At 61.2% G+C, this 16,847-nt stretch carries 21 protein-coding genes, 1 tRNA gene and 1 pseudogene; 12 read left to right on the forward strand and 11 right to left on the reverse strand.

Annotated features, from left to right (window positions below):
- Positions 1-262: 262 nt before the first annotated feature.
- Entirely contained in the window at positions 263-880 is a 618-nt protein-coding gene (locus tag AMK05_RS20570; RefSeq protein ID WP_064840913.1) for a J domain-containing protein, read from the reverse strand.
- 102 nt (positions 881-982) lie between these two features.
- Between AMK05_RS20570 and AMK05_RS20575 the strand changes: the two genes are divergently transcribed.
- Positions 983-1,267: a BolA family protein gene (locus tag AMK05_RS20575; RefSeq protein ID WP_171899807.1), complete on the forward strand. Its 285-nt coding sequence runs from the start codon at positions 983-985 to the stop codon at positions 1,265-1,267.
- A 41-nt stretch (positions 1,268-1,308) separates the two neighbouring features.
- Here AMK05_RS20575 and AMK05_RS20580 read toward each other — a convergent pair whose 3' ends face one another.
- From AMK05_RS20580 to AMK05_RS20590, 3 genes are read right to left on the reverse strand one after another with little or no spacing between them, the layout of a single operon-like run.
- Complete coding sequence (locus AMK05_RS20580) at positions 1,309-2,619, reverse strand: HlyC/CorC family transporter (protein WP_064840914.1); 1,311 nt, start codon at positions 2,617-2,619, stop codon at positions 1,309-1,311.
- Positions 2,619-3,749 (reverse strand): 3-dehydroquinate synthase, encoded by a 1,131-nt coding sequence (gene aroB / locus AMK05_RS20585; RefSeq protein WP_064840915.1) that lies wholly within the window; start codon positions 3,747-3,749, stop codon positions 2,619-2,621. The genes AMK05_RS20580 and aroB overlap by 1 nt, the downstream gene beginning before the upstream one ends.
- A complete protein-coding gene (locus AMK05_RS20590; protein ID WP_064840916.1) occupies positions 3,746-4,336 on the reverse strand; it encodes a shikimate kinase in 591 nt (196 codons plus the stop codon). The genes aroB and AMK05_RS20590 overlap by 4 nt, the downstream gene beginning before the upstream one ends.
- 148 nt (positions 4,337-4,484) lie before the next feature.
- Between AMK05_RS20590 and AMK05_RS35300 the strand changes: the two genes are divergently transcribed.
- The 5 genes from AMK05_RS35300 (at position 4,485) to AMK05_RS20610 (ending at position 8,453) form a co-directional block, all read left to right on the forward strand.
- Positions 4,485-4,661, forward strand: coding sequence for a hypothetical protein (locus AMK05_RS35300; protein ID WP_094447861.1), 177 nt, complete (start codon positions 4,485-4,487; stop codon positions 4,659-4,661).
- A gap of 5 nt (positions 4,662-4,666) precedes the next feature.
- Positions 4,667-5,620, forward strand: coding sequence for a site-specific tyrosine recombinase XerD (xerD, locus tag AMK05_RS20595; protein WP_064840917.1), 954 nt, complete (start codon positions 4,667-4,669; stop codon positions 5,618-5,620).
- Positions 5,621-5,682: 62 nt separating this feature from the next.
- Complete coding sequence (locus AMK05_RS20600; protein WP_064840918.1) at positions 5,683-6,636, forward strand: acetyl-CoA carboxylase carboxyltransferase subunit alpha; 954 nt, start codon at positions 5,683-5,685, stop codon at positions 6,634-6,636.
- Between the two features lie 348 nt (positions 6,637-6,984).
- The gene (locus AMK05_RS20605; RefSeq protein ID WP_064840919.1) at positions 6,985-8,223 is read left to right on the forward strand and encodes a L,D-transpeptidase family protein; all 1,239 of its coding nucleotides are present in this window, start codon (positions 6,985-6,987) and stop codon (positions 8,221-8,223) included.
- Positions 8,224-8,228: 5 nt separating this feature from the next.
- Positions 8,229-8,453 carry a sulfurtransferase TusA family protein gene (locus AMK05_RS20610; RefSeq protein ID WP_064840920.1) on the forward strand — a complete coding sequence of 75 codons (225 nt, stop codon included), beginning with the start codon at positions 8,229-8,231 and terminating at the stop codon, positions 8,451-8,453.
- A gap of 34 nt (positions 8,454-8,487) precedes the next feature.
- Here AMK05_RS20610 and AMK05_RS20615 read toward each other — a convergent pair whose 3' ends face one another.
- Positions 8,488-9,702, reverse strand: a complete 1,215-nt coding sequence (locus AMK05_RS20615; protein WP_064840921.1) for a CobW family GTP-binding protein — start codon at positions 9,700-9,702, stop codon at positions 8,488-8,490.
- Positions 9,703-9,726: 24 nt separating this feature from the next.
- Positions 9,727-10,860, reverse strand: coding sequence for a D-alanyl-D-alanine carboxypeptidase family protein (locus AMK05_RS20620; RefSeq protein ID WP_064840922.1), 1,134 nt, complete (start codon positions 10,858-10,860; stop codon positions 9,727-9,729).
- Between the two features lie 185 nt (positions 10,861-11,045).
- Between AMK05_RS20620 and AMK05_RS20625 the strand changes: the two genes are divergently transcribed.
- The 3 genes from AMK05_RS20625 to AMK05_RS35305 all read left to right on the forward strand — a co-directional run bounded on the left by AMK05_RS20625 (position 11,046) and on the right by AMK05_RS35305 (position 12,690).
- Entirely contained in the window at positions 11,046-12,209 is a 1,164-nt protein-coding gene (locus AMK05_RS20625; protein WP_064840923.1) for a M20 aminoacylase family protein, read from the forward strand.
- 52 nt (positions 12,210-12,261) lie between these two features.
- Positions 12,262-12,338: transfer RNA gene (locus AMK05_RS20630), tRNA-Arg, on the forward strand.
- A 202-nt stretch (positions 12,339-12,540) separates the two neighbouring features.
- Positions 12,541-12,690 (forward strand): hypothetical protein, encoded by a 150-nt coding sequence (locus AMK05_RS35305; RefSeq protein ID WP_171899808.1) that lies wholly within the window; start codon positions 12,541-12,543, stop codon positions 12,688-12,690.
- 26 nt (positions 12,691-12,716) lie between these two features.
- Here the strand turns inward: AMK05_RS35305 and AMK05_RS20635 are convergent, their stop codons facing one another.
- Complete coding sequence (locus tag AMK05_RS20635; protein WP_171899809.1) at positions 12,717-13,187, reverse strand: hypothetical protein; 471 nt, start codon at positions 13,185-13,187, stop codon at positions 12,717-12,719.
- Positions 13,144-13,709 (reverse strand): annotated as a pseudogene (locus tag AMK05_RS33510) (hypothetical protein); the annotation flags it as partial. The pseudogene AMK05_RS33510 and the gene AMK05_RS20635, both read right to left, overlap by 44 nt.
- Positions 13,710-13,772: 63 nt before the next feature.
- On the opposite strand from AMK05_RS33510, the gene AMK05_RS20645 reads away from it, so the two are divergent.
- Both AMK05_RS20645 and AMK05_RS20650 read left to right on the forward strand, forming a co-directional pair.
- Positions 13,773-14,021, forward strand: a complete 249-nt coding sequence (locus tag AMK05_RS20645; RefSeq protein ID WP_064840925.1) for a BrnT family toxin — start codon at positions 13,773-13,775, stop codon at positions 14,019-14,021.
- Entirely contained in the window at positions 14,018-14,335 is a 318-nt protein-coding gene (locus tag AMK05_RS20650; protein WP_064840926.1) for a BrnA antitoxin family protein, read from the forward strand. Before AMK05_RS20645 ends, AMK05_RS20650 begins: the two co-directional genes overlap by 4 nt.
- Before the next feature lie 120 nt (positions 14,336-14,455).
- Here the strand turns inward: AMK05_RS20650 and AMK05_RS20655 are convergent, their stop codons facing one another.
- Positions 14,456-14,932 carry a DUF2937 family protein gene (locus tag AMK05_RS20655; RefSeq protein WP_064840927.1) on the reverse strand — a complete coding sequence of 159 codons (477 nt, stop codon included), beginning with the start codon at positions 14,930-14,932 and terminating at the stop codon, positions 14,456-14,458.
- Between the two features lie 165 nt (positions 14,933-15,097).
- On the opposite strand from AMK05_RS20655, the gene AMK05_RS20660 reads away from it, so the two are divergent.
- Complete coding sequence (locus AMK05_RS20660) at positions 15,098-15,361, forward strand: hypothetical protein (protein WP_064840928.1); 264 nt, start codon at positions 15,098-15,100, stop codon at positions 15,359-15,361.
- Positions 15,362-15,654: 293 nt separating this feature from the next.
- On the opposite strand, the gene AMK05_RS20665 is transcribed toward AMK05_RS20660, so the two are convergent.
- The gene (locus AMK05_RS20665; RefSeq protein ID WP_064840929.1) at positions 15,655-15,945 is read right to left on the reverse strand and encodes a BON domain-containing protein; all 291 of its coding nucleotides are present in this window, start codon (positions 15,943-15,945) and stop codon (positions 15,655-15,657) included.
- Positions 15,946-16,150: 205 nt separating this feature from the next.
- Entirely contained in the window at positions 16,151-16,801 is a 651-nt protein-coding gene (locus AMK05_RS20670) for a hypothetical protein (RefSeq protein ID WP_064841471.1), read from the reverse strand.
- Positions 16,802-16,847: the final 46 nt, after the last annotated feature.

The following is a 16,847-nucleotide window of genomic DNA, read 5'->3' on the forward strand; positions in this document are numbered from 1 at the left end:
ATGTCGCAACCGTGACGCCGCGATCTAATTCCGCGCCCGTCCAGGTCGGAACGTCGGCGATACTTCTCCGGGACTGAAACGAAACCTCGGCGGGATGATGTCCGCGTGCGAGCATTCTTGAAAGAGTCCCGGACAAGAAACGCCGCGTCCGGAAGGTCGGCGGAGGCGATGTCGGGAAAACGCACAAATATGAGCCGCGTTTGCCTGCGGCCTCAGCCGATTTGGACCATACCCGATTGAAGCCCAAGAGCAAGGACGGGAATTAACAAAAACCGTTCTGCTTCAACAATTGATAGGCCTGGATGACGGCGCGGAAACGCTCTTCCGAGCCGCGGTCGCCGCCATTGGCATCCGGGTGGTGCTTCTTGACCAGTTCCTTGTACCGGCTCTTGATCTCGGCCGACGTCGCATTGGCGTCGAGACCCATCGTATCGAAGGCCTTGCTTTCCAGCGACTTCAGCTTGCGCGCCTGCGGAAAACGCGGCCCGCTGCCCTTGCCGCCTTCCTTGACGAAGCCGAAGGGATCGCGAACGCGGCTATAGGCGCCCGAGCGCACCTCCGAATGCAGCGGGCTATCCTTCGCCGACTTGTTGACGCCGACCGTCCAGGTCGGCCGGTGGCCGGTGATCGCCTCTTTCTGGTAGCGGGCGATCTCGCCGTCCGACAGACCGGAGAAATAATTATAGCCCTTGTTGTAGTCCTTGACGTGCTCGAAGCAGAACAAAAAGAACTGGCCTTCCGCATTGCGTCCGACAGGAGCGCGATGCAAGCCTTTCTTGTCGCAGCCGTCCCACTGACAGGTAGGCGGCGCCTGTTCTGCCTCCGGCTGGCGTTTGCGGCGTGTTCGGATGCTATCGAAGTATTTTGAATCAAGTGTCATGACGGCGCTAATTATGAGGCTGTCGCGACGCGACAACAAGAATTGACAAATGGGTTTGTTGCTGGCTTGGTGGGAACCCTTTTCGCGAAGCAGCAAGACCGGATGATGACCCTGCGAACCCGCATCGAAGAAAAACTCGTCGAAGCCTTCGCGCCGGAGCGCCTGAGCGTCATCGACGAAAGCCATCTGCATGCCGGCCATCAGCCCGATATCACGGGAACCGGCGAAACCCATATGCGGGTGAGAATCGTCTCGGCCAAGTTCGCCGGCCTGTCGCGGCTGGCGCGCCACCGGGCGATCACCGAGCTGTTGAAACCGGAACTCGATGCCGGCCTGCATGCGCTGGCCGTCGAACCGGCAGCACCTGGCGAGCCGACGCGCTGGTAGCAGCGCCTATATGGAGATCGATCACCCGCAATCCAAGTCGGTCAGGCCGGTTTTGCGCCGTCTTCTCCGGCGGGGCGGATGCGCAGCTTGGTGATGCGGTTCTTCTCCCGCTTCATGACGATGAAGCGCTTGCCGTAAAAGGTGAAGGCCTGGCGCTCTTCCGGGATGGTCATCGATTCATGGATGACCAGGCCGGCAATCGTCGTCGCCTCCTCGTCGGGCAGGTGCCAGTCGAGCGCGCGGTTCAAGTCGCGGATCGGCACGCCGCCGTCGACGACGACCGAACCGTCGGCCTCCTGGCGCACGCCCTGGATCTCGATATCGTGCTCGTCGGAAATATCGCCGACGATTTCCTCAAGAATATCCTCCAGCGTGACGATGCCCTGCACCTCGCCATATTCGTCGACGACGACGGCGAAATGCTGCTTGCGGCGCAGGAAGGCGTTGAGCTGATCTTCCAGATTGGTGCTGTCGGGCACGAACCACGGCTTCTGCGCGATTTTGACGATGTCGAGGTTCTGCGGCTCCATGTTCGGCTCGGCAAGCGCGCGCAACAGGTCCTTGGCATGGACGACGCCGATGATGTTGTCGATCGTGCCGCGCCACAAGGGCATGCGCGTATAGGGACTTTCGAGAATGGCGCGCACCACCGCCTCGGGCGGATCGTCGGCGTTGATCGCCCGCATCGCAGTGCGGTGGACCATGATGTCGGAGAGTTCGAGCTCGCCGAGATCGAGCACGCCGCCGAGCCGGTCGCGGTCGGCCTTCACCACCGATCCCTCGCGGTGCAGGAGGTCGACGGCGCCGCGCAGCTCCTCATGCGCCGTCAGCATCGATACCTCCCGCGAGAGATTGATGCCAAACAGGGCCAGGATCCGCCGGACGATCGCATTGACGAAGGAGGAGATCGGGCCGACGACGAGAACGAAGAGCCTGGCCGGCATGGCGATGGCAAGCGCGAAGCGGTCGGGTGTCGAAATCGCCCAGCTCTTCGGCAGCACTTCGGCGAAGATGACCAGGATGACGGTCATGGCGAGCGTCGCCAGCGCCACGCCGGAACTGCCGAACAGCCCGAGGAACAGGCTGGTGGCGATCGACGACGACAGGATATTGGCGAGATTGTTGCCGATCAGCAGCGCGCCGATCAGCCGGTCGCGCCGCTCGATCAGCTGCCGGACGAGGCCGGCGCGTTCGTCACCGTTGACTTCAAGCGTATGGATACGGCTGCGCGAAACCGCGGTCAGCGCGGTTTCCGAGCCGGAAAAGAAGGCGGACATCAGCACGAGCGCCGTGATCGAAAGGATCTCCGGCCAATATGTCGCAAGAAATGCCAGAGCGCCTTCGACGGTCATCAGGGGTGTTTTTCCCGGAGAAAGCTGGTGACCTCGGCGGCGGGAACGTCGTCGGCGACGAAGGACTGGCCGATGCCGCGCGTCAGGATGAAGGTAAGCTTGCCGCTCTTGACCTTCTTGTCCTGGGCGATCGCATCCATCAGCATTTCGGCCGGCGGCAGCTCGCCCGGAATATCGGACATGCGGGTCGGCAGGCCGACCTCCTTGAGGTGCCGCTCGACGCGCCGCGCGTCATCGGGGCTTGCAAGGTTCATCCGTGCGGAAAATTCGTGCGCCAGCACCATGCCGATCGAGACGCCCTCGCCATGCACGAGGCGAGCGCTGTCATAGACCGTGGCCGCCTCCAGCGCATGGCCGAACGTATGGCCGAGATTGAGTAGCGCCCGCTGACCGTTCTCGCGCTCGTCGGCAACGACGACATCGGCCTTCGCCTGGCAGCTGGCGGCAATCGCCTCGATGCGGGCGGAGCCGCCTGCAAAAACCGCCTGCCAGTTGGCTTCCAGCCAGGCGAAGAAATCCGGTTTGTCGATCAGCCCGTATTTGGCCACCTCGGCGTAGCCGGCGCGGAATTCGCGATCGCTCAGCGTATTCAGCACGTCGGTATCGGCCAGAACCAGATCCGGCTGGTGGAAGACGCCGATCAGATTCTTGCCGTGGCGGGAATTGATGCCGGTCTTGCCGCCGACGGAGGAATCGACCTGCGCCAGCAATGAGGTCGGGACCTGCACGAAGCGCACGCCGCGCCGAACGATGCCGGCCGCAAATCCCGAGAGGTCGCCGATGACGCCGCCGCCGAGGGCGATGACGCAATCATTGCGCTCGACGCGGGCTTCGAGCACCTTGTCGCAGGCGGTCATCAGATGCTCGAAGCTCTTGGTCTTCTCGCCGGCCGGCAGCACGACCGCGGCCGAGGCGATGCCCGCTTCTTCAAGGCTCGCGACGAACGCCTTGAGATAGAGCGGCGCGACATTTTCATCGGTGACGACGGCCGCCTTGCGGCCCTTGAGGCGGGAGGCAATCTCGGCGCCGGCCCGCGCGATCAGCCCCGGGCCGATCAGGATATCGTAGGCGCGCTCGCCGAGCGGCACATGCACGGTCTGGACGGCGGCGGCGGAGGCTATCGCATTCATGAGGCTGCATTTTCCTTCTGGGCTTCGATCAGCGCCTGCAGCACTTCGTCGGCCATGATTTCCTTGCGCACGTCGCGCGACAGCACGGTGAGGTCGGCCTGCGCATAGATCGGGTAGCGCGCCTTCATCAGGCCCTCGAGCGTCTGCTTCGGATTTTCGGTCTTGAGCAAGGGGCGGTTGTCGCGCTTGTTGACCCGCTCCCAGAGCACGTCGAGATCCGCCTTCAGCCAGACGGAAAGACCACCCTTCTTGATATGCCTGCGCGTCCGCTCGTTGATGAAGGCACCGCCGCCTGTGGACACGACCCGCGGCCCGCTCCTCACGAGCCGCTTCATCACCCGCGTTTCCAGCGCCCGGAACTCTTCCTCGCCATAGGCGGCGAAAAGTTCGGGGATCGTCATGCGCGACACCCGCTCTATTTCGTGGTCGCTGTCGATGAAGGGAATGCCGAGCTGGCTGGCGACGATGCGTCCGACGGCGGATTTTCCCGCACCCATCAGGCCGACGAGGATCAGATTGCGTGAACCGAGCGCGGCGCGAGCTCTGTCTCTCAGGCTGTCAGCAACGGTCAGCAGTGGTTCACTCATCGGTCCATTCACACTTTGTTTGCAAACCGTATCGACAAATGCAGGTGGAGCGTCAAGTCGCGGACAAGGGAATCATGGCTTGAATAGCGCTTCTTGCACTTGCAGATACGCTTCTTATAACAGAAGCAGAGCATGAAGGAGTTGCCGGATGCCGACCCTGTTCCGTTTTCTGTTCGTCTGCGCGATCCTCGCCGGGACGGTCTACGGAGCGATGTGGGCGCTTGTGACCTTCGTCGAGCCCGAGCCGCGCGACGTGACGATCCGCATTCCGTCCGAGCGGGTCAATCCGCCGGCGACGGGCGCGATCAGCACGACCAGGAAGTGACCGGCATGGTGGATCTGAGCCGCGTCCATGTGGAATCCTTCCTGGAGATGATGAGCGCCGAGCGCGGTGCGGCCGCCAACACGCTGCAATCCTACGAACGCGATCTCGACGATGTCCATTCGTTCCTGACCGGGCGCAGCGTGCGGCTGACCGAAGCCGCCTCCGCCGATCTTTCCGCCTATCTCGCCTCGCTCGCCCAAAAAGGTTTCAAACCCTCTTCCCAGGCGCGCCGGCTTGCCGCCATGCGGCAATTCTACAAGTTCCTCTATGCCGAGGGCCTGAGGACCGACGATCCCACCGGCATTCTCGACGCCCCGAAAAAAGGCCGTCCGCTGCCGAAGACGATGGGCGTCGAGGAAGTCGGCAAGCTGCTTTCACAAGCCGAAGCCGAGGCGGGAGATGCAGCGCCCGGCCAGTTGCAGCGGCTGCGCATGCTGGCGCTGCTGGAACTGCTCTATGCCACCGGCATGCGCGTCAGCGAACTGGTTTCGCTTCCCGCCCGCGTGCTCGATCAGGAAGGCCGCTTCCTGATGATCCGCGGCAAGGGCAACAAGGAGCGGCTGGTGCCGCTGTCGCAATCGGCGATAGCGGCGCTGAAAGCCTATGGGCGCCTGCTGGCAGCGGAAAATGCTGCGGCCAAGGCCCCGCAGGAAAGCCCATGGCTGTTTCCGGCCGCCTCGAAGGAGGGCTATCTGCCGCGCCAGGTTTTCGCCCGCGACCTCAAGAACCTGGCGATCCGCGCCGGCCTGACGCCGTCGATGATCTCGCCGCATGTGATGCGCCACGCCTTTGCCAGCCACCTGCTGGCCAATGGCGCCGATCTGCGCGTCGTGCAGGAACTCCTCGGCCATTCGGACATTTCGACCACACAGATCTACACGCATGTGCTCGAAGAGAGGCTGCAGCAGCTTGTCCAGACGCATCACCCCCTTGCCAAACAGGCGAAAAAGCACGAATAGGACCGGCGACAAAGGGCGGAGCCAGGAAAACGCCCCGGGCACAAGGAACGGAAACGCACCTCATGCACAATTATCTCGACTTCGAAAAGCCGATCTCCGACCTCGAAGGCAAGATCATCGAGCTGAAGAAGCTCGCATCGGAAGACGAGAGCATCGACACCACCGATGAAATCGGCAGGCTGGAGGTTCGCGTCCGTGAGGCGATCCTCGAAATCTATTCCAAGCTCAATCCCTGGCAGAAGACCCAGGTCGCCCGCCATCCGCAGCGCCCGCATTTCGTCGACTACGCCAAGACGCTGTTCCAGGAATTCACGCCGCTCGCCGGCGACCGCAAATTTTCCGAGGATGCGGCGATCCAGGCCGGCCTTGCCCGCTTCCGCGGCCAGCCCGTGGCCGTCGTCGGCCAGGAAAAGGGCAACGACACCAAGACCCGCCTGAAGCACAATTTCGGCAGCCCCCGGCCGGAAGGCTACCGCAAGGCGATCCGCATTCTCGAAATGGCCGATCGTTTCGGCCTGCCGGTGATTTCGCTGGTGGATACGGCGGGCGCCTATCCCGGCGTCGGCGCCGAAGAGCGCGGCCAGGCCGAGGCGATCGCCCGCTCGACGGAAATGTGCCTCGGCGTCAAGGTTCCGCTGGTTTCCGTCGTCATCGGCGAGGGCGGCTCCGGTGGCGCGATCGCGATTGCCACCGGCAACAAGGTCTATATGCTCGAGCATTCGATCTACAGCGTGATCTCGCCGGAAGGCGCCGCCTCCATCCTCTGGCGCGATTCCACCCGCGCCCGGGAGGCGGCGACCAATATGAAGATCACCGCCGAAGACCTGAAAGCGCTCGGCGTCATCGACGGCATCATTTCCGAGCCGCTCGGCGGCGCGCATCGCGATCCCGACAGCGTCATCGCCGCGACCGGCGACATGATCGCCAATGCGCTCGGCGAAATGGCCTCGCGTTCGGGCGAACAGCTGCGCAACGAGCGGCGCCAGAAGTTCCTCAATATGGGCCGCAATCTTTAGAACAGGATGATTTTAGGCCCGGTTGGCCTAAAATCTGAATCCTGTTCTACATTAAAGAGTTGGAGCATGATGTCGTCCGAAAACCGCGCACACTTTTCGGCATCATGCTCTAAAGCCGCGGAAAAGCGCTGATACTTTTCGGCATCATGTCCGAGACAAATTCGGCTTTCACCGATTGGGGCCAAATCTTGGCCACATTGATATTATCTGTAGCATTCGCGCTTGCGGGGATGTTCAGGGCACGTCATAGGCTGGTAAGGATTTATAAAGTATAAGCCGCCTATGATTCCGTCTGATGCCCGAACTCCATAGGCGGACCGGGTCGCATTATCTTTATGGGCTATTTGGATGCGCATACGTTATTTTGCCTATGTTTCCCTCATGGCGCTGGCTCTGACCGGCTGCAATGACGCGTTGGAAACCGCGCAGGTCGATCTCTCCAAGGTCAAGAACAAGGTCGAGCAGCCGCTTCCTGCCCATATCCTTACCGCCATGTCCGCCAAGGGCATGGACCGCAACTCGCCGATCATGATCCGCATCTTCAAGGAGGAAGGTGCCATGGAGATCTGGAAGGCGAAGACCGACAACCGTTTCGACAAGATCGCCGACTACAAGATCTGCGCCTGGTCCGGCCGTCTCGGCCCGAAGGTCAAGACCGGCGACCGGCAGGCGCCGGAAGGTTTCTACGACCTGACGCGCGCCAACCTGAACCCCAATTCCAAATATTATCTGGCGATCAACACCGGCTTCCCGAACCGCTACGACGCGGCGAACGGCCGCACCGGCTCCGATCTGATGATCCATGGCGCCTGCTCGTCCTCCGGCTGCTATTCGATGACCGACCAGCAGGTGCTTGAAATTTACGCCTTTGCCCGCGACGCCTTCAAGGGCGGCCAGGCGACCGTGCAACTGCAGGCCTTCCCCTTCCGCATGACGGCGGAAAACATGGTCAAGCATCGCCTCGACAGCAATTACGACTTCTGGAAGATGCTGAAGGTCGGCTACGACAATTTCGAAGTGACGAAGCGCCCGCCCGAGGTGGCCGTCTGCGAGAAGAAATACGTCTTCAACCAGCAGGTAACCGATGGCGGCGCCTTCAATGCCGCCGGCAAATGCCCTGCCATGTCGACGCCGCCGGCGCTGACGGCCGCCCTTGCCTCCTACGGCAAGACCTATGATGCCGACTACGCCAAGGCGATGAGCAAATTCGACGGCATGGCCTGGTACGATCCGTCCGAAGCCGAGCGCAAGGCCGTGGTCGCCAAAACGCGCAAGGGCCGCGAACTCGCTTATGCCCCGACTGGCACCTCGCTCGAAGCCGGCCGCATGGTCAAGGTCGCCGAACTCGAAGACCTGATGGCCAAGCGCACCGCCCAGGGCCTTACCGCCAAATCAGCGCCGGGCGCCACGCCTGCAGCCGCTGCCCAGCCGCAGGCGCAGGCCCAGCCAATGGCAGTCGCCGCCGCGACGCCCGTGGCCGTGCCGGTGCCGATGCCGAATCCGCTGGCCTATATGGCGCCCGAACCGCAGGAAACCGCTGAGGCCGCGGCAAAGAAGCCGTTCTGGAAATTCTGGGCGCGGAACTGAACGGCTTGGACCCCGTTCTCTACGATCTTCGCGGCCTGAAATGCCCCTTCCCCGTGATCAAGACACGCAAAAAGCTTGCCGCCATGGCAAGCGGCACGTTCATCCGCGTCGACACCACCGATCCGCTGGCGGTGATCGACATGCCGCATTTCTGCAATGAGGACGGCCACGAACTGGTCGAGACCGAAAAGACCGAAACCGGCCACCGCTTCCTGATCCGCAAGCGCTGAGCAATTCCGCAAAAGGTGCGAAGCAGTTCTTGCTCTAAATCCGCATACCTGGAATGGCGAGCGGATTGTCGGATAGCGCCGCCCGATCCGGCATGTCGATGCGCGGCTTGCCGAGGAAGGCGTCGAACAAATCCTTGACGAAGGCTTCCGGCAGATCCTTGGTGATCAGCACCATGCGCGTGCGCCGGTCTTTCGGGTCCGGCCAGGCGGCAAGCCGCACCGGCGGATGGAAGATGCTTTGCACCCCATGCAGCACCAGCGGCCGGTCCGGCCGATCGGAGACGGACACGATCGCCTTCATCCGGAGCAGCTTCTCGCCATGGGCCGAGCGCAGGAGATCGATGAACATGTCGAGCGCCATCGGATCGATCGGCTTCTCCTCGATAATCGAGAAGGAGCGGATCGAGGCATCGTGACGGTTGACGTCGTGCGGGTCCTGATGCGCATGATCGCCATCATGATCATGGTGGTGATGATCATGATGGTGGTGGCCGTGGTGATCCCCACCCTGGTTATGGGCGTGGCCGTGGTCGTGATCTCCATCACGACCGTGGTTGTGATCGTGATGTGCCTCGTGCGCATCCTCGTCCTGCAGCCAGCGGCCGACATCGGCAATCTTCGTCGCCGGATCGTAGAGCCCGTTGACCAGCACCGCGGCGCTGCCGGCCTCAGTGCTGTCGGCATCCATCATCGCGGCCCGCGGATTGAGCGCCCGCAGGCGCTTTTCCAGCTCGTCGGTTGCCTCGGCCATCGCCTTCTTCGAGACGATCAGCCGGTCGGCGACCGCCGCCTGCTTGCGTGCTTCCTCGTGATTGTCGAGGGTTTGCAGCCCGTTCACCGCATCGACAACGGTCACGACACCATCGAGTTCGAAATTTTGGGCGATGACCGGATTGCCCATGATCGCCTGCATGACCGGGGCGGGATCGGCAAGGCCGGTCGTTTCGATAACGACGCGCTTCACTGGCTTGACGCGGCCCGTCTGCACGGCATCCATCAGATTTGCCAGCGTATCCACCAGCTCGCCGCGCACGGTGCAGCAGAGGCAGCCGTCTGACAGCTCGATAATCGAATCGCCGGAGCTTTCGACCAGGAGATGATCGATGCCGACATCGCCGAATTCATTGATGATGACGGCCGCATCCTTCATTGCGGGATCTTTGAGGATGCGGTTGAGCAGCGTCGATTTGCCGGCACCGAGAAAGCCGGTCAGGATAGTGACCGGAATCCTGTCGTTGAGCGCGCTCATGTCGTTCGACCTTGAAATATGATCTTAGAAAGATGTCGGGCGCGGCATCGGCACCGGCACGTTGGCGATGCCTCCGGCCGTATCGCCGGTCGCCACTTTTTCCGGCTGCTGCGCCGGCTGCGGATCCTGACCGGGAATGAGGCCGGCAAAGACGAACCGCGGATCGTGGTCCATTTCCAGGATATAGGGCGACTGCACCTTCATGCGGCCGACTTCGTCGCGCGTTTCGCTGCGTATCTTGGCGCCCTTGGCGCTGCAGATGTCGGCGGAGATGTCGGTCACCTGGTCCTGTCCCTGCCCGTAGGGCCGCAGCGAACCGAGCGTCTCATTGCCGGGAAACTGCGCGGTGAAACCTTTCTGCAGAAGGTTCGCCGTCGCATCGGCGCGCGCCGCCAGGCTGTCGGTGCCGAGCACGACCGAGACGATGGTGCGGCCGTTGCGGGTCGCCGAACCGATCTGGTTGAAGCCCGAGGCACAGATGAAGCCGGTCTTCATGCCGTCGGCGCCGGCGAAGCGGCCGATCAGCATGTTGAGGCTCGGCACGTTCTGCTGGCCGTTGGTGAAACCCTCAAGCGCGAAATAAGAGGCATATTGCGGAAAATCGCGGCGCAGCGCCACGGTCAGCACGGCAAGATCGCGCGCCGTCGTATACTGCCCCTTGCCCGGCAGGCCGTTCGGATTGACGAAATGCGAATCCGTCATGCCGAGCTTCAGCGCCTCGCCGTTCATCCGCGTCACGAAGCCTTCCTGCGTGCCGCCGATGGCTTCGGCGACCGCGACGGCAATGTCGTTGGCCGATTTCACCATCAGGATCTTCAGCGCGCTATCGAGCGTCAGCTTCTGGCCCGGCTTGAAATACATCTTGGCGGCCGGCTGCGCGGCGGCGCGCTTGCTCATGACGACAGGCGTATCGAGGCTGATCTGGCCGGCGCGGATGGCGTCGAACACGGTGTAGACGGTCATCAGCTTGGTAAGCGAGGCCGGATACCACTTGCGGAAGGCTTCTTCATGCTCGAGCACGCGGCCGGTCTGCACATCGACGAGAATATGCGGATTGGCCTGGGCAAGGGGAATCGCGGCAAGAAAACCGGCAGTCGCAGCGACCACGAAACGCAACGGCCGCAAAACGGCAAACAAACGGAAGTGGCTCGTCGACACAGTTCGTCCTTCGGATATCAGGAAAATCTCGAAACCTTCCCCTATTTAGCCTATATGGCTATGACATGGCAAAGGTCATTGACTAAGTAATTTCCACAGGCTCACGCCCCAGCCTCCTCACCCCCCGCCTCACGCCCTTGTGATGCGATGAAAGACTGCCGGGATTTCATAACAGGAACGCCAACATGCCGATTTTGAACAGAGCCGCCGAATTGCAGGACGAAGTCGCCGAGTGGCGCCGCCATATTCACGCCCGGCCCGAGCTCCTCTTCGCGGTTGAGAACACGGCCGCCTTCGTCGCTGAAAAACTCAAGGAATTCGGCGTCGACGAGATCGTCACCGGCATTGGCCGCACCGGCGTCGTCGGCCTGATCAGAGGCAAGGGCGAGGGCCGCCGCACTGTCGGCCTGCGCGCCGACATGGACGCCCTGCCGCTGACCGAAATATCAGGCAAGCCCTGGGCCTCGAAGACGCCGGGCAAGATGCATGCCTGCGGCCATGACGGCCACACCGCCATGCTGCTCGGCGCCGCGAAATACCTGGCCGAGACGCGCAACTTCAACGGCAACATCGCCGTCATCTTCCAGCCCGCCGAAGAAGGCGGCGGCGGCGGCAACCTGATGGTCAAGGACGGCATGATGGAGCGCTTCGGCATCGAAGAGGTCTACGGCATGCACAATCTGCCGGGCCTGCCGGTGGGACAGTTCGCCACCCGCAAGGGCGCGATCATGGCGGCGACCGACGAATTCACCGTCACCATCAAGGGCCGCGGCGGCCACGCCGCCCAGCCGCACCGGACGATCGACCCGATCGCCATCGGCGCCCAGATCGTCGCCAACCTGCAGATGATCGCCTCGCGCACCGCCGATCCGATCAGCTCGGTCGTCGTCTCGGTGACCAAGTTCAATGCCGGTTTCGCCCATAATGTCATCCCGAACGATGCGACCTTCGCCGGCACGGTGCGCACCCTCGACCCGGAGGTGCGCACGCTTGCCGAGACGCGGTTCCGCCAGATCGTCGAGGGCATCTCCGCCGCCCACGGCGCCGAGGCCGAGATCGGCTTCAACCGCAATTACCCCGTCACCATCAACCATCCCGATGAAACCGAGCATGCGGTCGCCACCGCCAGCGCCATTGCCGGCGAGGGCAACGTCAACGCCGAGATCGACCCGATGATGGGCGGCGAGGATTTCTCCTACATGCTGAACGCCCGCCCCGGCGCCTTCATCTTCATCGGCAACGGCGACAGCGCCGGCCTGCACAATCCGGCCTACGACTTCAACGACGACGCCATCGCCCACGGCATCTCCTACTGGGTCCGCCTGGCCGAACAACGCCTGGGCGCCTGACAACAATTAAGGCTTGGCTTCGCGCCAAGCCTTTTGTATGCATGGCTTCAGTGGTCCCGTAGCTCAGCAGGATAGAGCACCAGATTCCTAATCTGGGGGTCACGCGTTCGAATCGCGTCGGGATCACCATTTTTTCAATTGCTTAAGGCCAGCGCAAAGCTTGCAGAGTGCCATGGAGATGCGCGGCCAAGACAATAGGCCGAATACAGTCGCAAGACATTCAATCCCGAATGGAACGGAGTAAGCATCGACCCAAACAAGCCAAGTATCCAAGCTGATCTTCTGGGTATCGTGGCAAATGCCGGGAGAATGGTCATAACGAGCGAGCAAGATGATGGATGAGCCGACTCCGGAGGAACTGAAGCGCATTTTGACGCGACAAGAGCTGCACGAGCTGGTTTGGTCGACACCTATACAGAAGAACACCTATTTCCCGGTGCACAGTCTTGATGAAGACGGCAACGTGGGCGGGTCGGCATGAATTTTGATATGGTGTGAAGCCGACGATTAGCGGGGAAATAAATCATCCCGGAACTTGTAATAGCTGCAGTTGTTCATCGAATAGAACTCCAATCCAGAACCTAGTTCGTTCCGTGAAAGTTCCCATTCGAACGTGTCGTCACCACCGAGGCCGGTAATCAACGCCATTTTGGCCAGTTCCATGAAAGGGCCTGGGGGAAAGGCTGCCCCGTACACGGTCGCTTCCTTGCGTGGGTATTTGCCTTTGATAACCCGCGTGATTTCCAAATCGATCCGTATCATCCGGGTCGGAACGTTGGGATCCGCCGCTAGCAAACCTGATTCTCCCATCGACAGCGACTTCACACGAGCCTGAACCACGACCTCCGCCTGGGCCAGCAGTTCACTTTGGGGAGGACATTTAGGGGTAGCGGCTGCTGGCTTGAGGCCAATAACTGCCAGGAGCAAAATGGCCTCAAAGCAGAGGTGCATAACTGTGTTCGGAATCGCTCGTTGCATGGTTGTTTCCTTTCTCACAGCGATGCCTATGCCGCCTCGATTGTGTGTGGCTGAACGCGGCTTCGCATTCCAGCTGACAAACCGCAGCGTTATCCTGCACCTCCCGCAGCCCCTTGTATGAGGCATGCCGCAGCTTGCCGTCATGCGTCCACGCCCGATATTCAATCTCCGCAACAAGCTTCGGATCGATAAAGACTGCGTTTCGATTCCATCCGGTACCGACAGCGAGTTTGCCAATGATCAGCTTGTCCAACTGCTGCCGGAGCTTACCTGTGGAACGCTCATTGATGCCGGTCCCCACTCCTCCGACATAGATGAGCTCGTTTCCCTTGCCCGCGGCGAGTAGCAGCCGCCCAATGCCGCCGAATGATGCTGTCCGCCTTCTAATACCCAACGATCAAAAAGCTATCGCTCTGGACGCATTTGATCGTCACCCAGTCGCCGAGGCGGCCCGCTGAGATACGGGCTGTTGCGGTCTTTCGCGATGATGCCTTCAAGGTCATGTTCGCATACGATCTGCAGACGCGTCTCGCTGTATCCACATTAATTGTTGTCCGTGGCATTGAATTATTGTAGATACACTTAATGGAGATCGTATGGGACGAACCGAAGCGGATTGCCAATATCGAGAAACATGGCCTCGATTTCGCCGATCTGACTTTCGAGTTCTTCCTGTCTTCCGTTGTCGTTCCCGCCAAAGATGGGCGATCCAAGGCCATAGGCCGCCTCGCTGACGGAACGATCGTCGCAATCTTCGTAAATCTGGGCTCTGAGGCGCTTTCGATCATTTCAATGCGCCCCGCCCGCAAGGACGAAAGGAGCATGATCCGATGATTATCAAAGCCCGGAAAACGACGCAGTTCCAGCCTGGCCGCGGCTACTCCAAGGAGGATTGGGATGCCGTCTCCGACAATCCCCCTCTGTCCAAGACAGAGATGGCAAACGCCAAGCCCTTCAAGGAGGCATTTCCTGAGGTTGCCGAAAAGATGGAAAGGGCCATTGCAGCCCGCGGTCGACCCAAGCTGGACAACCCGAAGCAACCCCTGAACATTCGTCTCGATGCCGATATCATCCAGTTTTACAAGGCCACTGGCAAAGGTTGGCAGTCAAGGATGAACGATGCATTGCGAAAGGCGGCTGGCTTATAGCGCCCTTCGCAGATCCTCTCCAAAAACTGGCGGCCGTCGGCAGCTAAATCGTCTTCCAAAGCTTGGCTAGTCTCATCATCACATTGCGGAGCCGTCGGCTCGCCGTGTCCTCACCGCGCGTCACGCCCCCAATCCCAACAGCGCCGCCGCAACCCACCCACCGACAAAACCAATCGCACCCCAGACAAGACCTGCGAAGCTGACCGGCACACCCGGCACAAAGTCCCGCCAGGTGTTGGCGAATACGACATCGTCCGGCTCGCGGAGCAGCACGAAGGGTTTGGCGACCGGGGCGGCGGTGCCAAGTTTCAGCTGCTGCGACAGCAGCGTTTCGTAGCGCGAGATCGTGCTTTGCATAGAGACGCCGCGGTCGCGCAGGAAATCGTCGGAGGATTGCGCATAGGTGTTCAGCGCCTGCTGGCGATCGAGGTGGTGCTCGGCGGCCTGTCTGTTAAAATCTTCGACGATGACGCTGAGTTCGTCGATCGCGCCGCCGATCCGCTGGCGGTATTGCTGGGCAAATTCCGGCGCCTGTGAAAACACCGTGCCGCCGGCAAGTCCGGCGACGATGGCGATGATCCTTGCAATCGGTCCCATTCTCGATGCCTCCGGCTGGTCATCAGCGGTAACGATCCGCGGCCGCAAAGGTTTCTGTTCGACACAATCGGTAACGCTATGTGATTGAACCGACAGCGCTTCCGGCGAGTTCCTCCCCTGACCAACAAGTTGCTCCCGTGAGCAACTGAGAAAGAGAGGCTTGTCATGAAACAGATTATCCTTGCCTGCACACTCGCTGCCGCATCCATCTTTTCCGCAATGCCATCGCAGGCGGCCAGTGTGACGATCACCACGGGTGATGAGCGCCCCTACTACCGTGATTCGGAACGTCCCTATTACCGCCATCACAGCCCCTACTACCGCCACGACATGCGTCGGCGTTACGTGTCCCGCGACTGCTTTACCAAGACGGAAAAGATCCGCCGCCATGGCCATACGGTCATCAAGGAAACCAGGGTCTGCCGATAGGCGATCCACGCACGAAGCCCGGCTGATCGGCCGGGCTTTTCATCTGATTTCGTCACGCGGAACTTCGCCATAACGGCCGCGTTATTCGCGAAAGGAGTAAGCGTCATGCGTATCAAGATGACTCTTTTGGCAATCGCCTATGTCGCCATCAGGCGCCGTGCTGCTTGCCATCGCCTATCAGCCGCAGGTGACGGGTGCCCTGCAGAAGACCGATCGGCTGGCCGGTTCGTCCTTCCTGGTCGAGCGCTTCGCCGGTTGACCGGATGAGCGGTTGAGTGAGAGATGACGATGCATCAATGTCGCTCATTGATCGGAGGCCCGCCGAGCAGGATCCGGTTCTGCACCGCATGCACGCCTTCGACAGCCCTGGCAACCGCGGTCGCCCGTTCGATCTCGCCGACGGTGCCGACCGTACCGGTCAGCACGATCTGATCGTTCTCCATCGTCACTTCGACATCCGATGCATCGATGCCGCCGGCAATTGCCAGCGCATTGGCGACGGCCGCTTCGACGGATGCGCGATTGGAGATTTCCGCTTCCATCTCGGGCTCGAGCCCGTGGAATGTCTGTTCCTTGAAAACCATGATCCGTTTCTCCTCAATATCCGGGCGTCAAACCTGCGAAGGAAACGCCCGTCGGCGGGATTTGGTTTCAGGGCCGCTAAAGCGCGTCGCGATCTTTCAGATTCGCGCCTTGTGCTTTAGCTTTTTATTTTCTCGCATATCGTTGCCGCAAAAGCGCTTCGCGCTTTGCCTGGGAAAACCGCGGCACACTTTTGCGCGACATGCTTTACCAGTTGAGGCGAAAACGCAGATTGACGCTGCCGGCCTCATCCGCCGAAAACGGATTGCTGACCGAGGCATCGAGATTAAGGTTCGGCAGGATCGCCTGGTTGACGGCAACCGAACTGGAAAAATCGCCGCTGGCGTTGCTGATACCGGCACCGGCCGAAAGCGAGGTGCCCGTCCAGGGATGGATCAGCTTCAGCGCCTGCGACGCCGTCACCGAGGCCTGTTTGATATCAACCGCATCATATTGCACGCTGATCGACCGGCTCGACTGCATGTCGAGCGAATCCGACAGGATCCAGCTGCGGGAGCGGCTGAGCGTCAGCGCGCCGCTGCCGCGCAGCGTATCGACGCTGATCCTTGCGCCCCGCTGCGATTGGCCTGATGGCGTGACACTCGTTCTGACGATCCTGCCCCAGAGCATCGCCTGTTCGGAATCGGGCAGCGGCGCCCCGCCCTTGGTCGAGGCGAGCGCGATATCGGCACCGGCGCTGGTTTCCCATTCGGCCGCCAGGCGAAAACCCATCGTCGCCTTGTAGGATCGGTCGGAGAGTTTGGCCGGCGACCAGATCAGCAGATCATCCGCCCTTGCCGCCGAGGCGAGCGAGAGCAGGACGGCGAAGAGAAGGCTGGCTGTTTTGAATATCGTCATGAAATCCAACATTTCCACGGACACAGGACTGCAGCGCACATGAATG

The sequence above is a fragment of the Rhizobium sp. N324 genome (genome assembly GCF_001664485.1).
GTDB lineage: Bacteria > Pseudomonadota > Alphaproteobacteria > Rhizobiales > Rhizobiaceae > Rhizobium.